This window comes from Chitinophaga niabensis, from assembly GCF_900129465.1.
Lineage (GTDB): Bacteria > Bacteroidota > Bacteroidia > Chitinophagales > Chitinophagaceae > Chitinophaga > Chitinophaga niabensis.
Map to the genome: position 1 here is coordinate 2762649 of NZ_FSRA01000002.1, position 11631 is coordinate 2774279.

At 44.9% G+C, this 11631-nt stretch carries 12 protein-coding genes; 6 read left to right on the forward strand and 6 right to left on the reverse strand.

From position 1 onward, the window contains the following. Positions 1 to 27 precede the first annotated feature (27 nt). Positions 28 to 561: an HdeD family acid-resistance protein gene (locus BUR42_RS28615; protein ID WP_159442364.1), complete on the reverse strand. Its 534-nt coding sequence runs from the start codon at positions 559 to 561 to the stop codon at positions 28 to 30. A gap of 179 nt (positions 562 to 740) precedes the next feature. Between BUR42_RS28615 and BUR42_RS28620 the strand changes: the two genes are divergently transcribed. Next, positions 741 to 2384: an ABC-F family ATP-binding cassette domain-containing protein gene (locus BUR42_RS28620; protein ID WP_074242941.1), complete on the forward strand. Its 1644-nt coding sequence runs from the start codon at positions 741 to 743 to the stop codon at positions 2382 to 2384. A gap of 92 nt (positions 2385 to 2476) precedes the next feature. On the opposite strand, the gene BUR42_RS28625 is transcribed toward BUR42_RS28620, so the two are convergent. Then, entirely contained in the window at positions 2477 to 2872 is a 396-nt protein-coding gene (locus BUR42_RS28625; RefSeq protein ID WP_074243276.1) for a response regulator, read from the reverse strand. Positions 2873 to 3169: 297 nt separating this feature from the next. Next, the gene (locus tag BUR42_RS28630; protein WP_074242942.1) at positions 3170 to 4135 is read right to left on the reverse strand and encodes a coiled-coil domain-containing protein; all 966 of its coding nucleotides are present in this window, start codon (positions 4133 to 4135) and stop codon (positions 3170 to 3172) included. Positions 4136 to 4234: 99 nt separating this feature from the next. Here BUR42_RS28630 and BUR42_RS28635 point away from each other — a divergent pair, with 99 nt between their 5' ends. Both BUR42_RS28635 and holA read left to right on the forward strand, forming a co-directional pair. Next, complete coding sequence (locus tag BUR42_RS28635) at positions 4235 to 4960, forward strand: 3'-5' exonuclease (protein ID WP_074242943.1); 726 nt, start codon at positions 4235 to 4237, stop codon at positions 4958 to 4960. Between the two features lie 6 nt (positions 4961 to 4966). Further along, entirely contained in the window at positions 4967 to 5965 is a 999-nt protein-coding gene (gene holA / locus BUR42_RS28640) for a DNA polymerase III subunit delta (RefSeq protein WP_074242944.1), read from the forward strand. Here holA and BUR42_RS28645 read toward each other — a convergent pair. After that, positions 5954 to 6883, reverse strand: coding sequence for a bifunctional riboflavin kinase/FAD synthetase (locus tag BUR42_RS28645; RefSeq protein ID WP_074242945.1), 930 nt, complete (start codon positions 6881 to 6883; stop codon positions 5954 to 5956). The two genes, holA and BUR42_RS28645, sit on opposite strands and share 12 nt — an antisense overlap. Positions 6884 to 6983: 100 nt before the next feature. On the opposite strand from BUR42_RS28645, the gene BUR42_RS28650 reads away from it, so the two are divergent. Next, complete coding sequence (locus BUR42_RS28650; protein ID WP_074242946.1) at positions 6984 to 8162, forward strand: AIR synthase related protein; 1179 nt, start codon at positions 6984 to 6986, stop codon at positions 8160 to 8162. A gap of 92 nt (positions 8163 to 8254) precedes the next feature. On the opposite strand, the gene BUR42_RS28655 is transcribed toward BUR42_RS28650, so the two are convergent. Both BUR42_RS28655 and BUR42_RS28660 read right to left on the reverse strand, forming a co-directional pair. Beyond that, the gene (locus BUR42_RS28655) at positions 8255 to 9943 is read right to left on the reverse strand and encodes a M56 family metallopeptidase (RefSeq protein WP_074242947.1); all 1689 of its coding nucleotides are present in this window, start codon (positions 9941 to 9943) and stop codon (positions 8255 to 8257) included. Then, the gene (locus tag BUR42_RS28660; RefSeq protein WP_074243277.1) at positions 9940 to 10311 is read right to left on the reverse strand and encodes a BlaI/MecI/CopY family transcriptional regulator; all 372 of its coding nucleotides are present in this window, start codon (positions 10309 to 10311) and stop codon (positions 9940 to 9942) included. Before BUR42_RS28660 ends, BUR42_RS28655 begins: the two co-directional genes overlap by 4 nt. 134 nt (positions 10312 to 10445) lie before the next feature. Between BUR42_RS28660 and BUR42_RS28665 the strand changes: the two genes are divergently transcribed. Then, on the forward strand, positions 10446 to 11138 hold the full coding sequence (locus tag BUR42_RS28665; RefSeq protein ID WP_074242948.1) for a cell division ATP-binding protein FtsE: 693 nt from the start codon (positions 10446 to 10448) through the stop codon (positions 11136 to 11138). A 141-nt stretch (positions 11139 to 11279) separates the two neighbouring features. Continuing rightward, positions 11280 to 11552 (forward strand): 30S ribosomal protein S15, encoded by a 273-nt coding sequence (rpsO, locus tag BUR42_RS28670; RefSeq protein WP_074243278.1) that lies wholly within the window; start codon positions 11280 to 11282, stop codon positions 11550 to 11552. The last annotated feature ends 79 nt before the right edge of the window (positions 11553 to 11631 follow it).

The window sequence follows — 11631 nt, forward strand, 5'->3', positions numbered from 1 at the left end:
GAGTTTGCGTAGGGATGTACATCATTCCTACGCAAATTTCTTTAGCCTTGCACCTACCGTGATCAGAAAGATCCCAAAGAACAGAGCGTAGATGCCCAGCCACCAGGAAATAACAACCACACCTGCCAGTGGCTGCATAAACAGTAACACCCCAAAGATGATAGAGAAAACACCCGCCACCACAAGCATCCATTCATGCTGAATTTCTTTCCGCAGGCGTACAGCCAGTATAATTTCAAGGATACCGGTCACTACAGACCAGAGCGCTATGAGCCCAACCATAAAAACCAGGGTAATACCGGGCATGGATAAACAAACAATGCCAGCCACAATACCCAGCAGGCCTTCCAGTACTAAAACCCACCAATGCGTATCCGTTTTCCGGATCCTGAAACCATGAGCGAGGGAGAAGATCCCATCCACCAAAAAATAAGCACCAAGGAATACTACAAGGATAGAAAGGGTAATGGATGGCCAGACAAAAGCCATTACAGCAAAAAGTATCGCCAGTACGCCCCGCAGGACCATTAACCACCAGTATTTAGCAAGTTCACGGATCATAAAAGCTTTTTGATTATTCATAGTAAACAGGTGCCACCAAAAATTGTTCGATGTGGTTTCCTGCTGTCAATGGGTAGTTATTAACAAAAAATCACATGCGAACAGCCATTCAGGATTCTAAAAAGATATCCCCGATATTTCGTAACTTTGCGGCTTCAAAATTTCAATTAGTCAGCACAATGATCAGTGTAAAAAACGTCACGCTCTCTTTCGGTAAAAGGGTATTGTTCGATGAGGTGAACCTCAACTTTACGAAGGGAAACTGCTATGGTGTTATCGGCGCCAACGGAGCGGGGAAATCTACTTTCCTCAAGATACTGTCCGGCGAGATAGAGCCTAATAAGGGTACGGTAGAGATTACGCCGGGTGAACGTATGTCCGTGCTCAAGCAGAACCACTATGAGTTTGATGAAGTTACCGTATTGAATGCGGTGCTTATGGGAAATAAAAAGCTTTGGGAAATTGCCCACGAACGGGATACTATATACGCTAAGGAAGACTTTACCGAAGAAGACGGCATGCGTGCAGGTGAACTGGAAGCAGAATATGGCGAAATGGGCGGTTACACCGCAGAAAGTGATGCGGGAGTACTGCTGGGCGACCTGGGAGTGAAAGAAGACATGCACGGCATTCTCATGAAGGAACTGAGTGGTGCCCTGAAAGTAAGGGTATTGCTGGCACAGGCCCTGTTCGGTAATCCGGACATACTGCTGCTGGATGAGCCTACCAACCACCTGGACGTTGAAACCATCGGCTGGTTGGAGAACTTCCTCGCTGATTATGAGAACATTGTGATCGTGGTGAGTCACGACAGGCACTTCCTCGATGCAGTTTGTACACACGTGGCAGACGTTGACCGTGCTAAGATCAAGATCTTCACCGGTAACTATACTTTCTGGTACGAATCCAGCCAGTTGATTGCCCGCCAGGTGAATGATAAGAACAAGAAGATGGAAGAGAAGCGGAAAGACCTCCTGGACTTTATCGCCCGGTTCAGTGCTAACGCCTCTAAATCCAAACAGGCTACTTCCCGTAAGAAAGCTTTGGAAAAACTGGTGATAGAAGACATCGAACCATCCAGCCGTAAATACCCGGGTATCATCTTTAAGCAACAGCGGGAAGTGGGTAACCAGATCCTGAATGTAGAGAAACTGGAGAAAACCATCGATGGCCGTAAGATCTTCAGCGATGTGAGCTTCTCTGTAAATAAAGGGGATAAGATCGCCTTCCTGTCTAAAGACCACCTGGCCCTCACTACTTTCTTTGATATCATCAACGGAGAGCAGCAGGCAGACAGTGGTAAGCTGGAATGGGGTACTACCGTTACCAAAGCATACCTGCCTGATGATAACGCCAAGTTCTTCACAGGAGACTATAACCTGATGGACTGGCTGCGTCAGTTTGTTCCGCCACACATTACAACAGATGTGGATGAACCATTCCTGCGCGGTTTCCTGGGTAAAATGCTCTTCAGCGGAGACGAAGTGATGAAGAAAACTTCCGTATTGAGCGGAGGGGAGAAAGTGCGTTGCATGGTGTCCCGTATGATGCTGCAGGACCCTAACGTGGTGATCCTGGACGAACCTACCAACCACCTTGACCTGGAATCTATCCAGTCCTTCAACGAAAGCATGAAAGACTTCAAGGGTATTGTGCTCTTCACCACCCATGACCATACCTTCATGCAATCCGTGGCCACCCGTATCATTGAGATCACACCGGCTGGTATTATCGACCGCCTGACCACCTTTGATGAATACCTGGCGGATGAGCGCATCAAAGCCCTGCGTGCTGAGATGTACGGAGAAGCAGTAACGGCGTAAATAGAAATGAGAAATAATATAAAATGCAAAAGAGCGGAGGTTTACTTCCGCTCTTTTTTTATGGGTTACTTTTTTGGGTATTAGCTCTCTGTTCAGAGATATTCTTCAATTACTTTCATCTTTGATTTGTCCAATGGCTTAGTGATATAAGCCATCAGCTCAGGTGTTTTCTTCACTTTTTCCATATCCTGGATGTTCATGGAAGAAGAACACATAATAATAGGCACATGCTGCCGCAGGCGTGTTTTTAACTCCCGGAAAGCCTCAATGAAATCCCACCCGTTCATTCTTTGCATATTCATATCCAGGATGATCAGGCAAGGCAGGTTCTTGGCTGCAAATGAATTCAGGTTCTCAATAGCATCCTCGGCAGACAAAAAAGAATTCACAGCCACATTCCAACCCTGTAAACCGAACATCTTCTTTACAATAAAGTGGAAAATCTCATCGTCGTCGATCACATAAACTACCTTATTCGTATTTGCCATGTCATAAATATTATCGAATAGCTCCATAATTTGGTCTGGTTTCAAAAGGCTAACCTGCAATTCAGGTTCACAAGCAACTTGGTCTCAGCATATTCTGAACATACACCCCGGGAAAACGCTGTATAAATGCTCCGCAAAGAAAGTTAAATTTATTATATTATTATATATATTTTTTATTCAATAACCAATCTTTAACAACCACATAGGCTTCAAATGGCCTCTTGGAAATAAAAGAAAAGGTGCGGCTACAGCCGCACCTTTCTCAGATGAATGTTGGATATATCTATCTAAAGTTTCCTAGTTAAATAAACCACCTTTTTTCAGGTGAACTTTTCCAGCTCCGATCTTGAAACCATCGTGGTAGATTTCCACGGTATAATCTCCGGCTTTGAAATCGGAGTTTTGTTTCCAGTCCATGCTAACCGGTTGATTGGTACCGGTGCTGTAAGCAACAGTTTTCTTCACGGTGTAAAGCTTTTCAGTACCATCTTCCAAAGTGAAGCGGCCACTGCCTAAAGCTTCTACAGCCAACGGAGAACCGTCAGGAGCGGTAATAGCTACATAAATTTCTTTATCGCCTGCCTGTGCAATACGGTTATCCAGGTCAAAAGACACCCGCATCATATCAGCGCGTTTAGCTTTGGAAGTCACTTCTTCCTTACCATTACGCTTAACATTGATAGGGGAGAGCTGAATGTTGGACGCATGCAGTACAGAACCGAGGTCTACTTTCTTACCCAGGCTGTCTTTCACCACTACAACGGAATCACGCTCTTTACGGGCATAATCACGTTCGCCGGTGATCACCAGTTTTTCTCCTTCCAGTCTTTCAATTGTTTGCACATACCCTTCGGTAGTGGATTTCAATTGTTCGATCAGGCGTTTTGCTTCTGCCAGCTCAGCTGCAGTTGCGTTCTTATTGCTCAGGATACCTTTGATCCGGCCCTTCATGTCTGCAATTTCCTTGTCTTTACTCTTCACGAGGCTGTCCATCCGGCTGTTCTGAGAGATCAGATCATCCAGGCGGGCTTGTGCCGCATCGTATTCAGATTGCAGTTCATTACGGGATGTAGTGAGTGTATCTAATTGATTTTCTTTAGTTACCAGTTCTTTGCTGGTTTGACTTTTGTCGTAAAACATATACCCCCAGGTTCCCACCAGGGCGGCAATGAGAACGCCGTAAATCACTCCGTTTTTGTTGCTTTTTGGTTTTTCAGGTCCGGAATTACTGGGCGTACCAGTCGTAAATGTGTTTTCCGCCATAATAGTGATGTTTTATTTTTGATTGTTTATATGGGTAAAATTTTCTAAAAATCCGAAACGTTAAAATTTGTTTAAATTACACGTTTTAAAACTTTTGCCGTGCTCAATAACGTTGCCCTCGATCAATTATTACTCCTCGATATAGAAACTACTCCGCTCACTGCATCCTTTGATCATCTGCCAGACGAGCTTCAGGCCCTCTGGTTGGAGAAAAACGCAAAAACTGCGCCAGAATCTGAAAACGCTTTTGAAAATTTCAATGAAAGAGCTGGTTTATTAGCAGAATTCGGAAGGATCGTTTGTATCTCGGCCGGTTTCTTCTTTACGGAAAATGGTCATTATCAGCTTCGTATCAAATCTTTTTATGGAAATGACGAAAAAGAACTGCTTTCCGGATTTTTGGAACTAACACATAAGTTTTTTACCCGTCACCCCCGTTTTCAATTTGCCGGGCATAACATCCGCGAATTTGATATTCCCTATATTTGCCGCCGCGCACTCATCAATGGTCTTTCTTTACCCGTTTCCCTGCAATTGAATAACTTCAAACCCTGGGAACAACCATTGCTGGATACCATGCAGTTATGGCGTTTCGGAGAGTTCCGGAATTACACTTCCCTCAAACTCCTGGCGGCTGTAATGGGCATTCCCACGCCAAAAGATGATATCGACGGCAGCATGGTAGGCAAAGTATATTGGGAAACCGGAGACGTGAAAAGGATCGCAGATTACTGCCAGAAAGATGTGTTGACCGTAGCACAATTGTTATTGAAATTCAAAGGTTTGCCTTTGATCGAAAAAGATGGAATTTCTATCGTAGCTTAATATAAAATGGACTACCAGGATATTATAAAAGATTGGAAGAGTAATAAGTTCCGGCCGCTTTACTGGCTGGAAGGGGAAGAGGATTTCTTCATTGACCAGGTGGTGGACTATGCAGAACATCATTTGCTCAGCGAAGCAGAACAGGGGTTTAACCTCACCGTATTATATGGAAAGGATACAGACTGGGCCACGGTAGTGAATGCCTGTCGCCGTTATCCCATGTTCGCTGAACGCCAGGTGGTGATCCTCAAAGAAGCGCAGGCTATGAAAGACCTGCTGAAACTGGAAGCCTACATTGAACAACCCTTGGGTTCCACCATTTTTGTAGTGGCCCATAAACAGGGTAAAATAGATGGCCGCAGTAAAACGGCCAAGCTGATCAAGGATAAAGGGGTAGTGCTTTCTACCAAAAAAATGTACGATAACCAGATCCCTGCCTGGGCAGAAGCGTATGTACGCAGCCAGGGGCTGGGCATTTCGGAAAAAGCCTGTGTGCTGCTGGCAGACCATATCGGTAACGATCTGTCCCGCATTGCCAATGAAATAGATAAATTAAAAGTGAACCTGCCCGCCGGCAAGAAAATAGATGAGGCCGACATTGAGAAATATGTAGGCATCAGCAAGGAATACAATGTATTTGAATTACAGAATGCACTGGGCATGCAGGATATGGGTAAAGTGATGCGCATTATCAAATACTTCTCCGCCAACCCCAAAGCAGCGCCTATTCAAATGGTGATCCCTGCCCTGTATAATTATTTCGCCAAGATCAGTTTGCTGTTTGGCGTAAAAGGAGGAGAGAAGGAAATGGCATCCGCAATAGGCGTACATCCTTTTTTCGTGAAAGATTATATGGCAGCGGCAAGGAAATTTGGCCCTGATGGTACAGAAAGAGCGCTCCTGTTATTACATCAGTACAACCTGCGCAGTATTGGTATCAACGACAGCGGAACGGAAGATGGGGAGTTGATGAAGGAAATGGCGTACAGGATGTTAAGACCTTAAGATCAACCGCGCCTTAGCCACATCATCTGTGATCTGCACCACCAGCGCATCTACAGCATCAAATTTTTTATCTGCACGGATAAACTCTATGAAGGAAACATGGATCTCTGCTCCATAGATATCTTCATTAAAATCAAGGATATATACTTCGATCCTTAGCTCGGTGCCATTAAAAGTAGGCCGGGTACCTATATTCAGCGCACCTTTCCATTCTTTGCCGGCTACAGTAACGTTCACTGCATATACTCCCTGGGCGGGAATTAATTTACGGCTGTCGTGCAAAGCGATATTGGCCGTGGGGAAACCCAGCTGCCGGCCCATTTTATCTCCATGTACCACTTTCCCGTTAATGAAATAAGGGTATCCCAGCAATTCATTGGCCAGCAGGATAGCTCCTTCCTGCAGGCTGTTCCTGATCTTGGTGGAACTTACCGTAAGGTCATGTACTACCTGTTGCGGGATCTCCAGCAACTGGAAACCAAATTTCTGCTGCTCCGCCTCCAGTAATTCCAATCCCCCTTCCCGGTTATGCCCGAAACGGTGATCGTATCCTATAATAATAGTATGTGGGCGGAAAGTGCTGATAAGGAAGTCTTCTAAATATGCGGTGGCAGAGAGTTCTGAGAAAGCTTTGGTGAATGGCACCACCACCAGGTGATGGATCCCCCATTTTTCCAGTAACTGGATCTTTTCATCCAGCGTGGTCAGCAGGTGTACTGTTTTATTCTGGGGAGCCAGTACTTCCCGCGGGTGAGGATCAAAGGTAATGATCACCGTTTCTCCATGGCAGGCCTCCGCAGCCTCTTGCAATTGCTGCAAAATGTACTGATGGCCTGTATGCACGCCGTCGAAAGTACCGATGGTGATCACGGCATTCCTGAAATCGGGCAATTGTTGTAAATCTCTGTGAACCTGCATCGTTAGATGATCATATTTTCAAAAACGCCGGTGCAAATCTAAATGTTTTGAACGGATTCCAATACTTTTGCAATTCATACAATTAATACATAGGAACATCGTGGATCAAAACCTTTACGCCCAAAGAGGCGTTTCTGCCGGCAAAGAGGATGTGCATAACGCCATCCGGCATATAGATAAGGGATTATTCCCCCAGGCTTTTTGCAAGATCATCCCGGATATCCTGGGCGGAGATGCAGACTGGTGCAATATTATGCATGCAGACGGGGCCGGCACCAAATCTTCCCTCGCTTACGCCTATTGGAAAGAAACAGGCGATATCAGCGTTTGGCGTGGTATTGCCCAGGATGCCATTATCATGAATACAGACGATCTGCTTTGTGTAGGCGCTACAGATAACATCCTGCTGTCTTCCACCATTGGCCGTAACAAGAACCTCGTTCCGGGAGAAGTGATCGCCGCCATCATCAACGGTACGGAAGAGATACTGGAAGAACTGCGGAGTTATGGCATGGGTATCTACTCCACTGGCGGGGAAACTGCTGACGTGGGAGACCTGGTACGTACCATTATTGTGGATTCTACCGTTACCTGCCGCATGAAAAGGGCCGACGTTATTTCCAACGACCGTATCAAAGCAGGCGACGTGGTAGTAGGTTTATCCTCTTCAGGCCAGGCTACCTATGAACGGGAATACAATGGAGGTATGGGCAGTAATGGCCTAACTTCCGCAAGGCACGATGTTTTCAATAAAACAGTAGCGCAGAAATTCCCTGAAAGCTATGATCCCTCCATCCCGCAGGAATTAGTGTTCAGTGGTAAAAAAGCACTGACGGATCTGGTGAATGTGCCGGGAGTAGGTAATATTACTGCCGGAAAGCTGGTATTGTCACCTACCCGTACCTATGCGCCTGTGATCAAACAGATCCTGGAGCAATACCGTTCCCAGGTGAATGGCATGGTACATTGCAGTGGCGGTGCACAAACCAAAGTGCTGCACTTCATCAATAACCTGCATGTGATCAAGGATAACTTATTCCCCATACCACCTTTATTCTCCCTGATCCAGGAGCAATCCGGTACCAGCTGGAAAGAAATGTACCAGGTGTTTAATATGGGCCACCGTATGGAGTTGTATGTACCGGAGCAGATTGCGGAAGATATCATTCGCATCAGCCAGACTTACAACATCGATGCACAGATAGTGGGAAGGGTTACAGATAGTCCTGCTAAGAAAGTAACGGTGAAGAGTGAATTCGGAACTTTTGAATATGCCTAGAAAGGCCTTTGATGCTTCATACAAACTGCCTTACTGCATGCACAATATGCATATAAGAACGCCTCAGCAATACTGAGGCGTTTTCCTTTTATCTACTTAGTTAACCTGAATGCAACCGGTAACACAAACCGTACCCGCACTGGCTCCCCTTTTTCCCTGCCGGGATTCCAGTTCGGCATTTTCTTCACTACCCTGATCGCTTCTTCTTCCAATCCGCTGCCAATCGCTTTATTCACTGACTGTACATTGCTGATAGAACCATCTTTATCAATGTCAAACTTCACGTATACGGTACCCGCCATATTCTTGTCAACAGCGGATTTGGGGTAACGAACATTGGACGAAAGGTATTGCATCATAGCATTCTGGCCACCCGGATAAGTGGGCATTTCTTCTACCATTAAGTAAGCGCCGTCATCTGCTATTTTCTTTTTAGGTTCGCCACTTTCCTGCAAGGTAAAACGGATAGGCAGGTTGAATTGTACATTTACAAGTTGGCCATTTTGCTTGCCGGGTACCCACCTCGGCATTTTCTCAACCACCCTTATGGCTTCTTCTTCCAGTCCGCCACCTTTTGGTGCGCCCACTGTTTTTACATCCATTACGTTACCATCATCTGATACGATAAAAGATACGAAAACAGTACCCTGGATATTTTTCTCCGTAGCAGTATGCGGATACCTGATATTAGTGGCCAGGAACTTATTCAATGCTGCATCCCCGCCTGCAAAAGTAGGGGGCTGTTCCACGAAAGTGAAAACCTCTTTCCCGTTTTTCTGCTGAGGTTTAAACTGTACTTTGGGATTTTTTGCAGGAGCTGGTGGTGGCGGCGGTTTTATTGTACTATCCTTCTTTTGCAGTATCTGAATGTCTGGCGGAGCAGAAACAAGTTTATCAATGTTCTCCTCCGTGATAACAAAAGCAAGTGAGGAAAATATCATGATGGCTATGGGCAGGATCATTAACCTGCGCAGATAGCTGAATCTCAGTTTACGTGATTGCGTCAGCATAAGGATGCGTCGTTTAATAGGTTGATGAGAGAAATTGTTAGTCATGCTGAAGCTGCGGTTCGTTTGCAAAGCCATCTGCAGTATGGTTTGAGCATAGTCTGCCACATTACCGTTCACAACGGATTTTTTATCAGCAATAAATTCGTGGATAAGCGAAAGTTCCCGTTTAATAAGATGAAAGAATGGATTGATCCAGCAAACAGCTGTGATGATCTCCATGAAAAGCTTATCAGTACTGTGTTTTTCCTGAACATGCACCATTTCGTGCTGCAACATCTGCCGTCCTTCCTGTGTGGTGGCATTCACCCGTTTGTTCCAGAAAATGTATCTAAAGAAAGAGAACGGTGCTGTGATCTGCTCTGAAAGTACCATCCAGTAAGGCTTTACAAACTCCACGCGGCTCATATGTATTAGCCGTACAATCTTCCAGTAACCAAATAATAACCTTCCTGCTAAAACTACTATCACCGCTGAATATAAAAACAGCACCCAGTTGAAATGCGTAACCGGCAAAGGCCCTGCAGGGGTAAACACCTGTTCACGAAGGGTAACTACCTGGCTGGTATATACGAAGAGGGTATCAGTATCTTCAGGAGTAAAAGAAATAGGAATGCGAAGCAAGGGCACCACCAGGCTGAGCAAAGTGCAAAGCAGCAGGTAAAACCTGTTCCACTGGTGAAAACGGTTATTACGTAAAGCCATGTGATAATAAGCATACAGGATCCCTGAGCAGATGATCACTTTAGCGAGATAGGCCAGGAGCGGTGTCATTTTTCAGTGTTTTTGGCGTTCTTGATCTGTTGCAGTAATTTTTCGAGATCGGCTACACTCATATCTTTCTCCTTCACAAAGAAAGAAACCATGTTACTGAATGAGCCCTCAAAATAACCGGATACCAGGTGTTTCACTGTTTTATGACTGTATTCGTCCTTAGTGATCAACGCATAGTACTGATGACTTTTCCCGTATGCCTTAAAGCTGACAAAACCTTTATCCACCAGTATCTTCACCAATGTGGAAATGGTGTTGTAATGCGGCCGCGGTTCCGGCATCTCATCTATCATATCTTTTACAAATGAAGGACCCAGCTTCCATAATACCTGCATGATCTGCTCTTCAGCTTTTGTCAGTGTTTTCATGATCGGGAGCATATTTTCGCGCTCAATTCAAATGTAAAACTATTTATTTAGTTTTCAAACTATTTTTTTAGTTAATAACCTTCGCAGATCAATAACAGGGAATTAGTTATTTTTGAATTTCTAAAAGGAAATAAATGGTGGATCAACCCATAGTTCAACTGACGAATGTTAATATATACCAGGGCCATTCATTGATCTTATCCGATGTGAATATTACGGTCAACAGGGGTGAATTTGTTTACCTGATCGGCAAAACGGGTACAGGTAAATCAAGCCTGCTGAAAACTTTGTACGGAGATCTCACCCTGAAAGAGGGGAACGGCCAGGTAGTGGGGTTTGATCTGAAGAAGATGGACTGGAAGAAAGTACCCTACCTGCGCAGGAACCTGGGCGTAGTGTTCCAGGATTTTCAACTGCTTACAGACCGTAATGTACACGATAACCTCAAGTTTGCCCTTAAAGCCACGGGCTGGCAGGAACCCAAGCAGATCGAGGATAAGATCCATGACGTACTGGAAAAGGTAGGCTTGGGCACTAAAGGTTTCAAAATGCCTTATGAACTGTCTGGCGGAGAGCAGCAAAGGGTAGATATTGCCCGCGCCCTGCTCAATTCCCCCAAACTGATCCTGGCGGATGAACCTACCGGTAACCTGGACCCTGAAACCTCAGACGGCATTATGCAGCTGCTGTTCAGGATCTGCCGGGAAGATGGTACGGCCCTCATCATGGCTACCCACGACTACATTGTACTTCAGAAGTTCCCTTCCCGCGTTTTACGCACCGAAAACGGACAGGTAACAGACAATGCAGCCGTAAGTTTTGTATAAAATTTTATATTGGTATAAAGCTGATCCTCAACGCAAAGTAGAGAAAGTAGGTACATTTTCATTTGTATTTGCTAATACAAACGTAACTTCATACCTTTGCACCGGAAAAATAGCGAGTTAAAAAAATTATTTTTATTCAAGATGCCTTACTTAACAGTAGAAAAGAAAGCTAACATTTTCAAAGAATTTGGTGGTAGCGAAAAGAACACCGGTTCCGTGGAAGCGCAAATCGCTTTAGTAACCGAGCGGATCAACAGTATCTCTGCTCACCTGAAACAAAACAAAAAAGATTTCTCTACGCACCGTGGTCTGATGAAAATGGTAGGACAAAGAAAGCGTTTGCTGTCTTATCTCTCCAAAACCAACCTCTCTGGCTACCGCGCCCTCATTGAGAAGTTAGGAATCAGAAAGTAATCTGAAACTTATTATAGCGCTATTCCCAACTAATATAGTTGGGAATAGTTTTTTTGTATGTGTACCTTATTAATCCTCA